Annotated in this window: 15 protein-coding genes and 1 other annotated feature; of the genes, 14 read left to right on the forward strand and 1 reads right to left on the reverse strand. The window is 27.5% G+C overall.

Translation table 11 applies throughout. The annotated features are described in order from the left end of the window. Nucleotides 1-25 precede the first annotated feature (25 nt). Nucleotides 26-343: a DUF6873 family GME fold protein gene (locus A500_RS06470; RefSeq protein ID WP_016206788.1), complete on the reverse strand. Its 318-nt coding sequence runs from the start codon at nucleotides 341-343 to the stop codon at nucleotides 26-28. 137 nt (nucleotides 344-480) lie between these two features. On the opposite strand from A500_RS06470, the gene ytxC reads away from it, so the two are divergent. From ytxC to A500_RS06540, 14 genes are all read left to right on the forward strand, one after another. After that, nucleotides 481-1,371: a putative sporulation protein YtxC gene (ytxC, locus tag A500_RS06475; RefSeq protein ID WP_016206789.1), complete on the forward strand. Its 891-nt coding sequence runs from the start codon at nucleotides 481-483 to the stop codon at nucleotides 1,369-1,371. Between the two features lie 396 nt (nucleotides 1,372-1,767). Then, nucleotides 1,768-1,965: a 50S ribosomal protein L35 gene (gene rpmI / locus A500_RS06480; protein ID WP_016206790.1), complete on the forward strand. Its 198-nt coding sequence runs from the start codon at nucleotides 1,768-1,770 to the stop codon at nucleotides 1,963-1,965. A gap of 20 nt (nucleotides 1,966-1,985) precedes the next feature. After that, nucleotides 1,986-2,345, forward strand: a complete 360-nt coding sequence (gene rplT, locus A500_RS06485; protein WP_016206791.1) for a 50S ribosomal protein L20 — start codon at nucleotides 1,986-1,988, stop codon at nucleotides 2,343-2,345. A gap of 314 nt (nucleotides 2,346-2,659) precedes the next feature. Continuing rightward, on the forward strand, nucleotides 2,660-4,000 hold the full coding sequence (locus A500_RS06490; RefSeq protein WP_016206792.1) for a TrkH family potassium uptake protein: 1,341 nt from the start codon (nucleotides 2,660-2,662) through the stop codon (nucleotides 3,998-4,000). 13 nt (nucleotides 4,001-4,013) lie between these two features. Continuing rightward, the gene (locus A500_RS06495) at nucleotides 4,014-4,682 is read left to right on the forward strand and encodes a potassium channel family protein (protein ID WP_016206793.1); all 669 of its coding nucleotides are present in this window, start codon (nucleotides 4,014-4,016) and stop codon (nucleotides 4,680-4,682) included. Between the two features lie 13 nt (nucleotides 4,683-4,695). Continuing rightward, complete coding sequence (locus A500_RS06500; RefSeq protein WP_016206794.1) at nucleotides 4,696-5,478, forward strand: TrmH family RNA methyltransferase; 783 nt, start codon at nucleotides 4,696-4,698, stop codon at nucleotides 5,476-5,478. A gap of 67 nt (nucleotides 5,479-5,545) precedes the next feature. Then, nucleotides 5,546-5,772: a binding site (T-box leader), on the forward strand. 190 nt (nucleotides 5,773-5,962) lie between these two features. Next, nucleotides 5,963-6,982 carry a phenylalanine--tRNA ligase subunit alpha gene (gene pheS, locus A500_RS06505; protein ID WP_016206795.1) on the forward strand — a complete coding sequence of 340 codons (1,020 nt, stop codon included), beginning with the start codon at nucleotides 5,963-5,965 and terminating at the stop codon, nucleotides 6,980-6,982. Between the two features lie 18 nt (nucleotides 6,983-7,000). Next, nucleotides 7,001-9,379 carry a phenylalanine--tRNA ligase subunit beta gene (gene pheT / locus A500_RS06510; RefSeq protein ID WP_016206796.1) on the forward strand — a complete coding sequence of 793 codons (2,379 nt, stop codon included), beginning with the start codon at nucleotides 7,001-7,003 and terminating at the stop codon, nucleotides 9,377-9,379. 167 nt (nucleotides 9,380-9,546) lie between these two features. Continuing rightward, on the forward strand, nucleotides 9,547-10,404 hold the full coding sequence (locus A500_RS06515; protein WP_016206797.1) for a cell division protein ZapA: 858 nt from the start codon (nucleotides 9,547-9,549) through the stop codon (nucleotides 10,402-10,404). Between the two features lie 163 nt (nucleotides 10,405-10,567). Next, nucleotides 10,568-12,919, forward strand: a complete 2,352-nt coding sequence (locus A500_RS06520; protein ID WP_016206798.1) for a U32 family peptidase — start codon at nucleotides 10,568-10,570, stop codon at nucleotides 12,917-12,919. Between the two features lie 10 nt (nucleotides 12,920-12,929). Then, nucleotides 12,930-13,289, forward strand: a complete 360-nt coding sequence (locus tag A500_RS06525; protein WP_016206799.1) for a hypothetical protein — start codon at nucleotides 12,930-12,932, stop codon at nucleotides 13,287-13,289. 20 nt (nucleotides 13,290-13,309) lie between these two features. Next, complete coding sequence (locus A500_RS06530) at nucleotides 13,310-15,667, forward strand: endonuclease MutS2 (RefSeq protein ID WP_016206800.1); 2,358 nt, start codon at nucleotides 13,310-13,312, stop codon at nucleotides 15,665-15,667. Nucleotides 15,668-15,757: 90 nt separating this feature from the next. Further along, a complete protein-coding gene (locus tag A500_RS06535; protein WP_016206801.1) occupies nucleotides 15,758-16,207 on the forward strand; it encodes a 2-thiouracil desulfurase family protein in 450 nt (149 codons plus the stop codon). Nucleotides 16,208-16,558: 351 nt separating this feature from the next. Then, the coding region (locus A500_RS06540) for a hypothetical protein (protein ID WP_016206802.1) at nucleotides 16,559-17,254 on the forward strand (696 nt) is incomplete at its 3' end.

The raw sequence follows: 17,254 nt of genomic DNA on the forward strand, positions 1-17,254 counted from the left end.
CTAATGAGATTTTCATCAGTATATTTTAAGTTATGAATAAAATAATTTCTAATATTAGAGCATTTAAGAAAATATTATTAGGATAAGAATACTTTAAAGAACGATTACTTTCTATAAAGTTTACATTTAAATCAGAAAGTTTTTTCTTAAAGTTAGGAGATATATCTTTTTGAATTATTACTTTTTTCGACTTTTTATCTAATATATTTAATTGTATGTCTACATGGCCATCAATGGATTTATATAAAGAATTATTCGGTGGTACTTCTACTATTGATAAACCAAATGATTCAAGGGAAGTTCTTTCTATATTAGAAATTCTATAATCAACAAAGCAAACCATAAATAAACTCCTTTTAAATTTAAATTAATATAAATTAATTATAAATTAGTATATTAATCTTGTCGATTGATAAGAAATATTTTTTGAATATAGTTTAAATTTTTATACATACTATTACTAGGAAGGGAGTGGAATCCATGCTTGTACTAAAGCTTGTTTATAATGATGATCTAGATTTTGTAAGTGAAATTCAAGAATTGCGAACTATTCTAAAGAAAAAAGACATAAAAATTGGGATAGTAGAAAGTGTGGAACTAGATAGTCATATAGTTAAAGTACTATGTGATGATGATGGTTATAATGAGAGGGTAAAAGAAATCATAAATTTATATATAAGTAATGTATTGTATAAAGTAGTAATAGAACAGTATAAAGAAAAAGAAATGTTTGATTTTCTAACTGAAAATTATTTCTTTTTAAAACAAGAAGAAGTAATAGAAGTTGAAGAAGAAATTATGAAGATATTATTAGGTGAAGAATCATTAAAATGTGAAAATTTAATTTATTGCATGAATAAAATGAATAGTATAATTGAAAAAATAAAAAATTGTTTAGAAGAAAATTCAGAGATAAACATAAATGGATTTATAAGATTTAGAATGAGAGATTTAAGAGAAGATATAGAGAATATAATAGATAAAGTAATAGAAAGTTATATGGTTGAAAAGGAATATAGAGAATTTATAAAGTTATTAAAATATTTTGTGGATATACAAGAAAGTAAAATAGATGAAATAAACATATTCATCAATGAAGCAGGAAATTATTTTATTAAAGATAAAGATAAAAAAGATATATTTAATGAATTTATGAAAGAATTAGTTGAATGTAGGATAGATAATGATGCTAAGATGGAAGATATAATAATAAGTGGATTAATAACTAATGCACCTAAAAAGGTAGTAATACATGGTAAAAAGAATTGCTTGAATAAAGAGTTTATTGATACTATAGAAAATGTTTTTGAAAATAAAGTAAGCTTTTGTGATGGATGTTCTTTATGTATGGAAAAACAGGTTAAATTTTAAATTTATGTTGACAAGTTTTTTGACAAATAATATAATACTAGTGTTAAGAAGAAACACAGCCGTTTCTCACCTTACGGCATAGCTTAGTAAGGTATAATGTATTCTTATTTAATTTATTATGATTTAAATTAAAGAAATGAATATTTTGAGGACGGCATATGCTGTCTTTTTTATTTTGTCTTTTTATTGAGAAGTTATTTAATATTTCCCTTAAAAAGAATATAAGAAGATTAAGCATTATAAAAAACATATATGCTAATAAATTCCTTTTTGTGGAATTGATTTAGATTAAAATTCAATTTAAGGGACATTTAATAAAAGATATTATTCTAAAGTTTTATAGTTGTAAAGTTAGGATTCCCTTAATAAAGCATAATTTGAGAGGAGGATTTTATTATGCCAAAAATGAAGACGCACAGAGGTGCAGCAAAGAGATTTAAGAAAACAGGTACTGGAAAATTAAAAAGAGCAAAAGCTTTCAAGAGCCATATATTAACAAAGAAAAGCTCTAAGAGAAAGAGAAACTTAAGAAAAGCTGCTTATGTTTCAACTACTCAAGAAAAAGCAATGAAGAAATTATTACCATATCTATAAAATAAGAGGAGGATTGAAACATGGCAAGAGTTAAAAGAGCAGTAAATTCACGTAAAAATCATAAAAAAGTATTAAAGCTTGCAAAAGGTTATTATGGCGGAAAGAGCAGATTGTTTAAAACAGCTAATGAGTCTGTAATAAGAGCTTTAAGAAATGCTTATGTTGGAAGAAGATTAAAAAAGAGAGATTTTAGAAGATTGTGGATAGCAAGAATCAATGCAGCTACAAGAATGAATGGTCTTTCATATTCTAAATTTATAAATGGAATTAAATTAGCTGGAATTGATATGAATAGAAAAATGTTATCAGAAATAGCTATAAATGATCCTAAAGCATTTGCAGATTTAGTGGAAGCAGCAAAAAAACAATTAAATAAATAATATAAGCGACCGATTGGTCGCATTTTTTACTATATAGGAAATTATATCTTAAAAATATATTGATAAATAACTTATAGAATATAAGTTGTTAAAGTTATTCCTGCATAGTAAAAAATAGAATAAAGTGCGCGTGAAGGATTTTCCTAAGGCAGCTTCGGAAATGCACATGCACCAAAAAAAGTCGACAGCTTGGCAAATTTATCTTGACGACTTTTTTATAGGTAAATATAAATACTATAGAAAAAATAGTTAATAATATCTATTATTAGTAGTAAAATAAAGATAAAATTTTAGTTTATCTATGAGGTGAAGATATGCAATTTAGTTTAAAAAGAAAAATTAAATTGAAAGGAGTTCAAATATTAGCATTAGGATTTTTAATAGCAATTTTTATTGGAGGAATAATCTTATCACTTCCAATATCTTCTGCTTCTGGAGAAGCAACAAACTTTTTAGATGCTATTTTTACATCTACTTCAGCTGTTTGTGTTACAGGTTTAGTAACCTTAGATACTAGTACTTACTGGAGTACTTTTGGGCAAATGGTAATAATGATATTAATAGAAGTTGGTGGTCTTGGGTTTATGACATTTGGGGTTCTTATATCATTAGTACTTGGCAAGAAAATAACATTAAGAGAAAGACTTATAATGCAAGAAGCTATGAACACACATTCCATCCAAGGACTGGTGAAAATGGTTAAATATATATTAGTTTTTACAGTATCAGTACAAGTTTTTGGAGCAGTATTGTTGTCAACGCAATTTATACCTGAATATGGCATTTATAAAGGATTATTCTATAGTCTTTTTCACTCAATATCATCTTTTTGTAATGCTGGATTTGACTTATTTGGAACAAGTCTTATTAATTATTCTAGTAATACAACAGTTATTTTAGTAATTAGTACATTAATAATAATTGGAGGATTAGGATTTACAGTTCTCTTAGAGATATATGAGTTTAGATCAATAAAAAAGTTTTCAATTCACTCAAAATTAGTTTTAATATCAACACTTATATTGATACTTATAGGAACATTATTAATGTTTGTATTTGAACGAAATAATGTAGAAACTATAGCAAATATGAACATGAAAGATAAGATGTTAAATTCATTTTTTGCATCAGTAAGTCCGAGAACAGCTGGATTTAATAGTGTTTCTACTACAGCTATGACATCAGTGAGTAAGTTTTTAACTATAATATTAATGTTTATTGGAGGATCACCAGGATCAACTGCTGGTGGACTAAAAACAGTGACTTTTGCTATACTAGTATTAACTGTTATTTCAGTTATAAGAGGAAGGGAAGATGCAGAAATATTTGGAAGACGATTTAGTAAAGGCGTTGTTTATAAGGCCTTCACTATATTATTCATTGCAGTATCATTAGTAATAATGTTCACAATGATTTTATTGTTCACTGAAGTTAGTGCATCATTTATGGATATACTTTACGAAGTAACATCAGCATTTGGTACTGTTGGACTTACTCTAGGATTTACTCCAAATTTAAGCTCTATAGGGAAAGTTCTAATTATACTTATGATGTATTTTGGCAGAGTAGGACCTCTTACAGTAATGCTTGCGTTAGCAAGAAAAAATAAAAAATCTGGATATAAATATCCAGAAGGAAAGATTTTAATTGGTTAGGAGATGAAGTTTATTGGCTAATAAGCAATTTGTAATTATAGGACTTGGAAGATTTGGATCTTCTATAGCAAAAACCTTATATTCTTTAGGGAGTGATGTATTAGCAATAGATAAAGATGAAGAGATAGTACAAGAAATAGCTGATAGTGTTACACATGCTGTACAATTAGATGCAACAGATGAAAATGCGCTAAAATCACTTGGAATAAGTAATTTTGATGTAGCAGTGGTTACTATAGGTGATGATATCCAATCAAGCATTATGGTTACTTTATTAGTAAAAGAACTTGGAGTTAAATATATTGTAGCTAAAGGGCATAATGATTTTCACGCAAAAGTTCTTTATAAAATTGGAGCAGATAGAGTTATACTTCCAGAAAAAGATATGGGGGTAAGAGTTGCGCATAATTTAGTCTCAAATAATATATTAGATTATATAGAGCTTTCAGAAGACTATAGTGTTATGGAAATTCAAGTATTAGAAGAATGGTCAGGGAAAACTTTAAATGAGTTAAAACTTAGAAGTAAATATGGAATAAATGTTATTGCAATTAAAAGAGGTCAGGAAATTAATTTATCACCATCAGCAGGAGATATAATTAAAAATACTGATGCAATTGTTGCTATAGGAGTAGCGGAAGATTTAAACAGGCTAGAAGGCATGATAGCTAAATCAAATTAACGAGGTGTAAATTTTGATTTATATAGAAAGTAAAGACAATAATTTTTTTAAGGCTACAAAGAAACTGAAAGATAAAAGATTTAGGAATAAAGAAGGTAAGTTTATTTTAGAAGGATTTAGATTAATAGAGGAAGCTACAAAAGCTAATATGGAAATAGAATATATAATTTTATCTCAAGAAAATGAAGAAAAATTACATAATAGTAGTTTAAAAGAAGTTATTGGTGATGATAAAATATATGTTTTTTCAAGCGCTTTATTTTCTCAGATATCTTCTACAGAACATCCTCAAGGAGTTATAGCAATAGTTAAAAATAAAAAAATGATTATTAATTTAGAAGGACAATTCTTTTTAATATGTGATAAAGTTCAAGATCCAGGTAATTTAGGAACTATAATAAGAACTGGTCATGCAGCTGGGGTTGATGGAATAATACTAACAAAGGGAACAGTAGATATTTATAATGATAAAACAATAAGATCTACTATGGGTTCTATATTTTACGTTCCTATTTTTTATGATGATGAAGATTTTAATATTATTAAAAGGCTTAAAAATAGTGGAGTTTCATTGGTAACAACCTCTCTTGAGAAATCTAAAAACTTTTTTGAAGAAGATTTAAAAGGGAAAATTATGTTAGCTGTAGGTAATGAAGGCAATGGAATAAGTAATGAACTTTTTGAACTTGCAAACAAAAAGGTTAAGATCCCAATGCCTGGAGGAGCTGAATCTTTAAATGTAGCGGTTGCAACATCAATAATTTTATTTGAAAAAGTTAGACAAAATCTAATATAGAAATAAATAGAAAATTTCTATTGAAATTAATTAAGTTTATTTGTATAATAGATTGTAAATTAAATATAAAAAGACAGTGAATGAGAAAGTAGATATAAAAGTCTTTTCAGGGAGAAATAGTCTAAGACTGGAAGCTATTTTAAAGAAGTTTATATTGAAGTTCCCTCAGGAGTCCTAGAAGTGAAATTAACAGTAGTTTCTAGCGGTTTTAATCGTTATTTAAATTTGAGTTGGGTTGTGAAATTATAAATTTTATAACCAATTAGGGTGGTAACGCGGCACTTCGTCCCTTTTATAGGGGGACGAAGTTTTTTTATTCTTTAGGAAATTATAAAAAGTTTATTCTTAATATAACTTTTTATAATTTTCTTCCTTCAGTTTTCAAGTGGGCATATGTAAGTTTGCGTTGACTTGGAGCGAAGTAATGGAATAAGTAAATTTACATATGTCCATTTTTTATTTTAATCAAAAAGGAGGAACAAATATGCAAGAAAAGTTAATTGCTATTAAAGAAAATGCATTTAATGAATTAACAAATGTAAATGCTAGCTCAGAGTTAGAAGAAATAAGAGTAAAATATTTAGGTAAAAAAGGAGAGCTAACTACTATATTAAGAGGAATGGGATCATTATCTCAAGAAGAAAGACCAATAGTAGGAAAGCTCGTAAATGTAGTAAAAAAAGAAGTTGAAGATAAGATTGAAGAAATATCAAGAGAAATTAAGGAAAAAGAAAAAAATGCTAAATTGGCATCAGAAGTTATAGATATATCTCTTCCGGGAAAGAAAAATTTAATTGGTAAGAGACATCCTCTGGATTTAACTTTAGAAAGTATGAAAAATATATTTATATCAATGGGATTTACAGTAGAAGAAGGGCCAGAAGTAGAATTAGATCATTACAATTTTGAAGCTTTAAATATTCCAAAGGATCATCCAGCTAGGAGCGAGCAAGATACTTTTTATATAAATGATAATCTAGTATTAAGAACACAAACTTCACCAGTTCAAATTAGAGTTATGGAAAATCAAGCTCCACCAATAAAAATGATAGCTCCAGGTAAGGTATATAGATCAGATGCAGTTGATGCAACTCACTCACCTATATTTTATCAAATGGAAGGACTTGTAATTGATAAAGGAGTTACATTTGCAGATTTAAAAGGAACTTTAGAGCTTTTTGCAAAAAAGATGTTTGGAGATAAGGTTAAAACTAAGTTTAGACCTCACCATTTCCCATTTACAGAACCTTCAGCAGAAATGGATGCAACTTGCTTTGTATGTGAAGGCAAAGGATGTAGGGTATGTAAAGGAAGTGGCTGGATAGAGCTTTTAGGTTGCGGTATGGTTCATCCACAAGTATTAAGAAATTGTGGTATAGACCCAGAAGTTTACAGTGGATTTGCCTTCGGATTTGGTGTTGATAGAATGGTTATGCTTAAGTATGGAATAGATGATATTAGACTATTATACGAAAGTGATATGAGATTTTTAAATCAATTTTAATTATAGGAGGTAAAAGAGATGAAAGTACCATTTAATTGGTTAAAAGATTATGTTGAAGTGAATATAGACGCAAAAGAACTTGGAGATAGATTAACATTATCAGGATCAGCAGTAGAAGAAGTTATTACTCAAGGTGATACAATTAAAAATGTAGTTACTGGAAAAATTGTTGAAATAACTGCACATCCAGATGCTGATAAATTAAATGTTTGTCAAGTTGATATAGGAGCAGCCGAAAAAATTCAAATTGTTACAGCTGCAACAAATATGAAAGAAGATGATGTAGTACCAGTTGCTCTTCATAAATCAATTTTAGCAGATGGAACAGAAATTAAAAAAGGTAAGCTTAGAGGAGTAGTATCTAATGGTATGTTCTGTTCAGAAGAAGAACTTGGAATAGCTGGAGATGAACCAGTTCATGGTTTAATGATCTTACCTAAAGATGCACCACTAGGGATAGACATAAAAGAGTATTTAGGTCTTAATAAATCAATATTAGATTTTGAAATAACTTCAAATAGACCAGATTGTTTAAGTATTGTTGGTATGGCTAGAGAAACAGCAGCAACTCTTAATACATCTTATAAAATGCCAAGTTTTAATTATGAAGTAAAGAATTCTGAAAATATTAATAATAAATTAAATGTTGAAGTTAAAGATTCTTTATGTAGAAGATATATGGCAAGAGGCGTTAAGAATGTTAAGGTTATGCCTTCACCAGGTTGGATGCAAGAAAGATTATTAGAAGCTGGTGTTAGACCTATAAATTGCATAGTTGATATAACTAACTTTGTAATGCTAGAACTTGGAGAACCAATGCATGCTTTTGATGCAAGAGAAATTAAAAGCGGGAAAATAGTTGTAGAAAGAGCTAAAGATGCAGAAACTTTCGTTACTTTAGATGAAACTGAAAGAAAGTTAGATCCTAGTTTCTTATGCATAAAAGATGGAGATAAAACTATAGCTTTAGCAGGAATAATGGGTGGATTAAATTCAGAAATTAAAGAAGATACAAATGAAGTTATATTTGAATGTGCAAACTTTGATGGAACTAATATAAGAGTTAACTCTAAAAAGCTTAATTTAAGAACTGAAAGTTCATCAAGATTTGAAAAAGACATAGATCCAAACCTTGCAAGTCTTGCAATAGATAGAGCTTGTACTTTAATTTGTGAACTTGGATGTGGTGAAGTAATGGAAGGAACTATTGATGTATACACTCAAAAGAAAGAAGAGGGAAGTATTACAGTAGATTCTAATTGGATAAATAAATTCTTAGGAACAGAGATATCAAAAGAAGATATGAAAAGATATCTTGATTCTTTAGATTTAAAGACTGAAATTGCAAATGATGATTTGGTTATAAAGATACCAACATTTAGAATAGATATAGCAATTAAAGAAGATATAGCTGAAGAAGTTGCAAGAATATATGGATATGATAAAATTCCAACAACAATATTTAAGGTATCTACTGAAAGAGAGCCTAAATATAAAAATGAAATATTAACTGAAGAAGTTATAGATACTATGATAGGAAGTGGATTAAATCAATCCATCAGCTATTCTTTTGTATCACCTAAAGTTTTTGATAAAATCAATTTACCAGAAAATAGTGATTTAAGAAATGTTGTAAAGATTAAAAATCCACTTGGCGAAGATTATTCTGTAATGAGAACAACTACTATTCATTCAATGATGGAATCCTTAGGAAGAAATTATTCAAGAAATAATGAATATGCCAGATTATTTGAGGTTGGTAAGATATATATACCAAACGAAGATGAAACTGTTCTTCCAACTGAAAAGAATATTTTAACAATTGGTATGTATGGAGATTGCGATTATTTAGATTTAAAGGGAGTTGTAGAAAATATTGTTGAATCTTTAGGTTTAAATAAAGTAACATTTGCTCGTGAAGCTGAAAATCCTAGCTATCACCCAGGTAAAACTGCTGCTTTAATGATTGGCAAATCAAGAGTAGGGGTATTAGGTGAAGTTCACCCTGATGTTTCGGAAAACTATGGCGTTGATGTTAATTGCTATTTAGCTGAGTTAGATTTAGATTTATTATTTAATGGTGCTGAAACAACTAAGAAGTATAAGCCACTTCCAAAGTTCCCAGCAGTTACAAGAGATATAGCTCTATTGGTAAATGATGAAGTGTTAGTACAAGAAATTGAAGACACTATTAAAAAAGCTGGTGGAAACTTAGTTGAAAAAGTAAAATTATTTGATATTTATAAAGGTGCTCAAATACCAGAGGGTAAAAAAAGTATAGCTTATGCAATTGCATATAGAGATGAAAAAAAGACACTTACTGATAATGATGTAAATAAAGTTCACGATAAGATATTAAGAAGCCTTGAATATAAATTAGGTGCAACTTTAAGATAATAGATAGTAAATAAAAGATACTTTAGAGTTAATATTATTAGTCTAAAGTATCTTTTATTATTTTATTTATAATTAGATTATAACTATATTATAATTATATATACATTCTTTGGAATATTTATGTTAGAATTATATTAGTTATAATTATTATGTTAATGAGGTGTGTTATGAATACTATAACTATTAAGATAAATGGGATTGAATATAATCTAAAAGGAAGAGAAAATGAAGAGTATTTATTACAAGTTGTAAAATATGTAGATGGAAAAGTTAGAGATATTATGGCAAATAATAGGAAGTTGAGTTCTACAGCATCAGCTACACTTGTTTCATTAAATATAGCAGATGAATTATTTAAAGCAGATATAGAAATAGAAGAATTAATGAAAAAAAATACTTCTCTAGAAGAAAGAAACATAACATTAAAAGAAAGAATAAAAGAAATTAGAGAAGAAGCAGAAATCCTTGAGTTTAATAGTAATAAAGAGATAGACAAATTAAACAAATTAATAAATGAATTGAACAAAAGGATTTTAGAGGATGAAGAATTAAAAAATAAAGTTAAGCTTCTTGAAAAAGAAGAGAAGGAAAATAAACTTTTAAAAGAAAAGATATTAAGTTTAGAAACAGAAATATCTTCTAAGGAAATAAAAATTAATGAGCAATTATCATTAGAGTCAGAAATAAATTCTTTAAGAAATGAAAATTCAATACTAAGAGAAGAATTAGAAAATTATTATAAAGAATTAGAAAATTTAAAAGAAAGTAATTACTTGTTGAAAAATAATGAAATGGGGTACAAAGAAAAATTCATTAAACTTAATGAGGAATGTAAGATAATAGAAGAGGATTTTAAAAAGACAAAGGCAGAAAAGGAATCATTAAAGCAAAGAAACAAAGAAATAAAATTCCAATTACAAAATTCAAAATATAAGGTATTAGATTTAGAAAAGAAATTAATTGATACACAAGTAAAGCTAGCAATAGAAAAAAGACATAGAAATGCTTTACTAAAAGATGTTTAGTCAGTATATTATTTCTATAAAGGCAGCTTGATTTTGTTAATTAAGCTGTTTTTATATTAAATAAAACAACTTAATTTCTAGCAATAGAAAAAAATTATAAATTGTGATATATATAATTAGTGAAGATAAAATCATAATAAACTAAAGTTTAGGAGAAGTATTTATGAATAAAGTAGAAATTTTAGCTCCAGCTGGGAGCATGGAAAGTCTTGTAGCGGCAATGAATAAGGGAGCAGATGCGGTTTATTTAGGTGGAAATAAGTTTTCAGCTAGAGCATATGCATCTAATTTTGATAATGATAATATGATAAAAGCTGTTGATTATGTACATAGCTATGGAGCTAAGGTTTACGTAACATTAAATACTATATTAAAAGAAAATGAAATTGAAGAAGCAGTTAGATATGTAGGTTTTTTATATGAAATAGGAGTAGATGCAATAATACTGCAAGATTTAGGATTATTTAAAAGAATAAAAGAAGATTATCCCGATTTTGAAATACATGCATCTACACAAATGACTATACATAATGGAGAAGGTGCACTATTTTTTAAAGAAAGAGGTTTTCATAGAATAGTTTTATCTAGGGAACTATCTGTAGATGAAGTTAAATATATTTCTAAAGATTTAGGAATAGAAACAGAAATATTTGTTCATGGTGCATTATGTATTTCATACTCAGGTCAATGCCTTATGAGTTCCATGATAGGTGGTAGAAGTGGAAATAGAGGTAGATGCGCTCAGCCTTGCAGAATGGAATATACATTAAAGGGAAATACATCTGGAGAAAGAAAGGCTTATCTTTTAAGTCCTAAGGATACATGCACAATAGAAGACATGAAAGATATTATAGATTCAGGAACATATTCACTGAAAATAGAAGGAAGAATGAAAAGACCAGAATATGTTGCAGGAGTAGTAGAAAATTATAAAAATGCAGTAGAAAAGGAATTATACAATACAGAATATAATGTTAGCAAAGGAAAAAGAGAATTATTACAGCTATTTAATAGGGGTGGATTCTCTAAGGCTTATTTACATAAAAATGTTGGAATGGATATGATGAGTTTTAAACATCCAAGAAATACGGGAGTACCTCTAGGAAAAATAGAGAAAAATGGAGAAATAGTTTTAAAAGAAGATATTGCTTTAGGTGATGGATTTAGGTTTATGGAAAGTGGATATTCAATAAATAAAATTATAACTAATGGAAAAGAAGTAAAAGAAGCAAAAAGAGGAGAAAGAGTTAAAATATTTCCAATTGCTTATAAGGTAGGGGATGAGATATTTAAATCATTAGATAGAAAACTGTTTGATTCTTTAGAGGATTCTATAAAACCATATAATAGAAAAATTTCCTTAAAAGCAAATGTTACTTTTAAAGTTGCAGAACCATTAAGAATAAGCATAGAATATAATGATAAGAATTATGAATTTTTAGGCGAAGTTGTTGAAAAGGCAGAAAAAAGACCTTTAGAAAAAGATAGAGTTATAGATTCACTATGTAAATCTGGAGAGAGCGCTTTCAAAATAGATGAAATTAATTTTGAAGCTTTTGAGGATGGATTTATAAGAGTTAGTGATTTGAATAACCTGAGAAGAGATGCTTTAGAAGGAGTTCAAAAATCTATTACAAAATCTTTCAGAAGAAAGAGACCTAAAAAATTAGATAAAATTGATAATATTAAGAGCAATGATATAAGTTTAGATATAATATATCAATGTATTACGAGAGAACAGCTTGATACTTTAATAGAAGAAGGTGTTAAGGATATAATAGTTGATGTGTTTAATAGGGATAAAGATGCTATTAATGTTAAAGATTTAATAGAAGTATCTCAAAATAAGCAACTTAATATATATTTAAAGGTTCCAAATATAATTAAGAGTGAATTTAATAATGTAATAAATATAATAGAAAAGGTAAAAGAATATATTAAAGGGATAGTGACTGTTAATGTTGGGATAATTCGTAATTATCAAGATGAAATGATGATAATAGGTGATTATAAACTTAATATAATAAATTCAGAAGCTTTAAAGTTTTATCAAAATGAAATTGATATTCCTACACTAAGTTTAGAGCTTAATAGGAAAGAAATTAAAAATATGCTAAAAGGAAATAGGGGGAATGTACAAGGAATAATATATGGCAAAACTGAGCTTATGATAAGTGAATATTGTCCTATTGGAAGTACTTTTGGTGAAAAATCATCGTGTAAGGATTGTAATTTAGCATGTACAAGAGATGAGTTTACACTAATAGATAGAATGAATGAAAAATTTAGAGTAATGACTGATATTTTCTGCAGAAGCTATATTTTAAATCCTTATCCATTGAATCTTATTGAAGAAAAAGATGATTTAAAAAATCTTGGAATAAATTCCTTTAGAGTTGAATTTAGAGATGAAAATTCAAATGAGGTAAAAAAAGTATTAAGAATGATAAGAGGAGAGGAAAAAGTTAATACTAATACTTATACAAAAGGTCATTATAGAAGAGGGATAGAGTAGGAGAGAAAACATGAGCATTATATTACATAGGTATTTACTTTTAGGAGTAATATTATTAAATTTACTAGCTATATTAAGAAGTAGAAAGTTTGCAAATAATGCTAAAATAGTAAATGCTATTATTGAATATAGAAGAGAAGGTATTAAGTTAATAAAAGATTTTTGGAAAAAACAAATTATAATGATTGCAATAGGAGTAACATTATTTTTATTAGCTATATTAATTAAAGAAAATGATAATAAGATTGCAATTAATACATTTTCACTTATAAATTATTTATATGTGTTGATTTCAGTAGTATTAGTTACGTATAACTATAATAATTTTAATAGAGAAATATCTAATTTATTAAACAAAATTAAAAGTTAGGGTAATGAAGAGGAGATATTATGGAAGAAAGAACTCTTAGAGTGTTAGAATTTAATAAGATAAAAGAAAAACTAAAAGAATATGCAGTAACATATGGTGGAAAAGAAATTATAAATAATCTTAGACCTTACGACACTGTATTTGAAGTTAAAAATAAACTTAAGGAAAGTAACGAAGCATTAGATTTATTAATAACAAAAGGAAATCCTCCTTTTGAAGGATTATTTGATGTTAGAGAGGGAATAGAAAGAGCTAAAAAAGGAGGAGTATTATCAGCCGGACAATTGCTAAGAATTGGCGGTATGTTAAAATGTTCAAGAAGATTTAAGGAATATATCTCTAGAAGAGAAGATGAAGTTCCTCATATAATTCTAGAAGATTTAGCATATATATTAACTCCTATTAAAAGTCTTGAAGAAATTATAGAAATTTCTATAATTTCTGAAGAGGAAATAAGTGACAGAGCAAGTAGTACATTAAATGGAATAAGAAGAAATTTAAAGGAAAAAAATTCTTCTGTAAGAGATAAAATAAATTCAATTGTAAGATCCAATGCAAAGTACCTTCAAGATGCCTTATATACAATGAGGGGAGATAGATATGTTTTACCCGTAAAGGCTGAATATAAGGGAGCAGTTCCAGGACTTGTACATGATCAAAGCTCAACTGGAGCAACATTATTTATAGAACCTATGAGTCTTGTTAATTTAAATAATGAAATAAAGGAACTTAAGCTTAAAGAAAAAGCAGAGATCGAAAGAATATTAATGGATTTATCTAATAGGGTTTATGAAAATATTGAAACTGTGGAATCTAATTATAAAATTCTTACAGAGCTAGATTTTATATTTGCAAAAGGAAAATATGCTTCTAGTTTAAATGCTGTTTGTCCAGATGTTAATGAAGATAGAAGTTTTGATATAATTCATGGAAGACATCCTTTAATTGATCCTAAAATAGTTGTCCCTTCTGATATTTATTTAGGAAATGAGTTTAATACATTAATGATTACTGGTCCTAATACTGGAGGTAAGACAGTAACATTAAAAACTGTAGGATTATTACATTTAATGGGGCTTAGTGGACTTTTAATACCAGCAAAAGATGCTTCAACTATAAGCTTTTTCACAAAGATATTTGCTGATATAGGTGATGAGCAAAGTATAGAGCAATCTTTATCCACTTTTTCATCTCATATGACTAATATAGTAAAAATAATGAAGGAAGCAGATAAGAACTCACTAGTTTTATTTGATGAATTAGGTTCAGGTACTGATCCGGTTGAGGGTGCAGCATTAGCAATAGCTATAATAGACACATTAAGAGAAAAAGAAGCAAGATTAATTGCTACAACACATTATAGTGAATTAAAAGGATATGCATTAAGGACACCTGGTATTGAGAATGCATCTGTTGAATTTGATGTTGAAACATTAAGGCCTACGTATAGGCTTTTAATAGGTATTCCGGGAAAATCAAATGCATTTGAAATCTCAAAAAGGCTAGGGCTTCAAGATGAAGTAATAAATAAGGCTAAAAGTAACATTTCTTCAGAAAACCTTCAATTTGAAGATTTAATAAGAGATCTTCAAGAAAAAAGCATTTTAGCCAATAGAGATGCTAGAGAAGCTAAAAGAATAAAATTAGAAGCAGAAGACTTTAAAAAGAAGTATGATGATAAGCTTAAAAAGTTAGAAGAAGTTAGAGATAAAGCTTATAATGATGCTAGAAGAGAGGCAAAAGATATTATAGCTAAAGCAAAAGACGAGGCAGATGAAATATTAAAGGCGATGAGAGAACTCGAAAAGCTTGGAATTGCTCAAGGTGGTAGGGCTAGACTAGAAGAAGAAAGAAAAAAACTTAAAGATAGCTTAGAAAAAAAGGAAAATTCATTATATAAAACAAGAGAAAATACAGGAGAAGCCATTGAAAAGGTAATTTTGGGAATGGATGCATATCTTCCTTCGTTAAATCAAAATGTAATAATAATTTCAATGCCTGATTCAAAAGGAGAAGTTCAAGTAGAAGCAGGTATAATGAAAATAAATGTTAAATTAAAGGATTTGAGAAAAGTTAATGATAAACCAGTAAAAAAAGAAAAGAAAAAAAGAGAACTTAAGCTAAACTTGAAATCAATAGATAGCAGAGTTGACTTAAGAGGGATGGATGCAGAAGAAGCTTGCTACAAAGCAGATAAATATTTAGATGAAGCTTATATGGCTAATTTAGGAGAAGTAACAATAGTTCATGGAAAAGGAACGGGAATTTTAAGAAAAGCTATAAATGATATGCTAAAAAGACATCCACATGTTAAGAGTTATAGACTAGGTGAGTATGGTGAAGGTGGAGATGGAGTTACAATAGCAATTCTTAAATAAAATAATAATTAAAATACTATTAAGATAAAAAGAGACTCATGTTTTAGAGTCTTTTTTTATGTTATAATTATATAAGAAAAGAGGTGTGCTATGTATATTATAAGTAGTTGTTTATGTGGAGTTAATTGTAAATATAGTGGAGGAAATAACTTAAATCATAAATGTTTAGATCTTTTAAAAGAAGGTAAAGCTGTATTAGTATGCCCTGAACAACTAGGGGGACTCCCTACACCACGAACTCCTGCAGAAATACAAGGTAGTTCAGAAGGAATTTTAAATGGTAATGATAAAATTATAACTAAAGAAAATATAGATGTTACTAAGGAATTTTTAAAGGGTGCATATGAAACTTTACATATAGCTAAATTAAGTAATATAAATAAAGCGATATTAAAGGATGGAAGTCCATCATGTGGAGTAAATTATGTTTATGATGGTAATTTTAATGGGACAAAAACACAGGGAAAAGGTTTGACGGCTACTATTTTAGATAAATATGGAATAGATGTTATAAGTGATATTGACTTGGAAGGAGAATAACTATGGGAATATTTGATATTTTAAAAAAAAATTAAAAGAAAATCTAATGAAGATGAGTATGATGAATATTATGAATATGAATTTGAAGAAAAATTAGAAAGTTTAAAAAAAGTTGATAATAGAGTTAATGATGAATCTAATGAAGAAGTTTATGAAAAAAAAGAAGTAGAAGCATATGAAGATAAAGAGGATATAAATATAAAAGAAGAAGTTAAACTAACAAAAGAAGAAATTGAAGAATTACTTTTAAATGAAATTTTAAAAGTAATTGAAGTATATGATGATTTCGATAAGGTAAAAATAGCAGCAAGAGAAGCCGCTAATAATATTGGTAAAGAATATTTAAATGAGTTGCCAAACTATTTAAATGGTAGAATACACAGACCAAGTAGATTCATAGACAAATATGATGATATTGGGGAATGGACTATAATTGTTGAAAACTCTGTTCTAATGATAATTTATAGCTTTAAGGAAGATGCTGTAGCTGTATTACAAAGAATATCTCAAAGAAATTCTAATTTGAATCTTAAGGCTACAAATTTGTTATGCAAGTTAGCAAGTGAAAATACTAAGACTGATGAAATAGTAAATTCAATAATGAATAATTTGATTGCTTTTAACGATGAAAACAAGATTATAATTTTAGGTTTTATGTCTCAAATTAAAGAAAATAATCAAGTAATTGGCCTTATCCAACATTTTTATAAAAGTTTTATAAAAAGTGGAGAAATAGAAAATGCTTATAAAACTTTAAAACATTTAATAAATGCTGCAGAAAGGTTTACAAATGGGCATTTAAACTTTTTAAAATCACTAGCTATGGGTAAAAATACTCTTAACTTAGAAGAAATAACAGCTATTGAAGAAAATGATCCTAAAAGTGTACGAATGGATAAAGTTGATGACTATCTAAGAGTAGATGCGGCTATAACATATTATACTTTAAATCAAAAAGATGATGATATAAACAGCAAACTTTATTATTTAAGTGAATATTCATTAGATAAAAATTTAAGAAATAAAATAAAATCATTATTAAAGCTA

It is taken from the genome of Clostridium sartagoforme AAU1, from assembly GCF_000401215.1.
Taxonomy (GTDB): domain Bacteria; phylum Bacillota; class Clostridia; order Clostridiales; family Clostridiaceae; genus Clostridium; species Clostridium sartagoforme.

Bases quoted from the DNA above. Each gene is read 5' to 3' on its own strand.
- rplT (WP_016206791.1), top strand. From the start codon at position 1,986: ATGGCAAGAGTTAAAAGAGCAGTAAATTCACGTAAAAATCATAAAAAA.
- A500_RS06515 (WP_016206797.1), top strand. From the start codon at position 9,547: ATGAATACTATAACTATTAAGATAAATGGGATTGAATATAATCTAAAA.
- A500_RS06535 (WP_016206801.1), top strand. From the start codon at position 15,758: ATGTATATTATAAGTAGTTGTTTATGTGGAGTTAATTGTAAATATAGT.
- A500_RS06525 (WP_016206799.1), top strand. From the start codon at position 12,930: ATGAGCATTATATTACATAGGTATTTACTTTTAGGAGTAATATTATTA.
- A500_RS06530 (WP_016206800.1), top strand. From the start codon at position 13,310: ATGGAAGAAAGAACTCTTAGAGTGTTAGAATTTAATAAGATAAAAGAA.
- A500_RS06520 (WP_016206798.1), top strand. From the start codon at position 10,568: ATGAATAAAGTAGAAATTTTAGCTCCAGCTGGGAGCATGGAAAGTCTT.
- A500_RS06470 (WP_016206788.1), bottom strand. From the start codon at position 343: ATGGTTTGCTTTGTTGATTATAGAATTTCTAATATAGAAAGAACTTCC.
- A500_RS06490 (WP_016206792.1), top strand. From the start codon at position 2,660: ATGCAATTTAGTTTAAAAAGAAAAATTAAATTGAAAGGAGTTCAAATA.
- pheT (WP_016206796.1), top strand. From the start codon at position 7,001: ATGAAAGTACCATTTAATTGGTTAAAAGATTATGTTGAAGTGAATATA.
- pheS (WP_016206795.1), top strand. From the start codon at position 5,963: ATGCAAGAAAAGTTAATTGCTATTAAAGAAAATGCATTTAATGAATTA.
- rpmI (WP_016206790.1), top strand. From the start codon at position 1,768: ATGCCAAAAATGAAGACGCACAGAGGTGCAGCAAAGAGATTTAAGAAA.
- ytxC (WP_016206789.1), top strand. From the start codon at position 481: ATGCTTGTACTAAAGCTTGTTTATAATGATGATCTAGATTTTGTAAGT.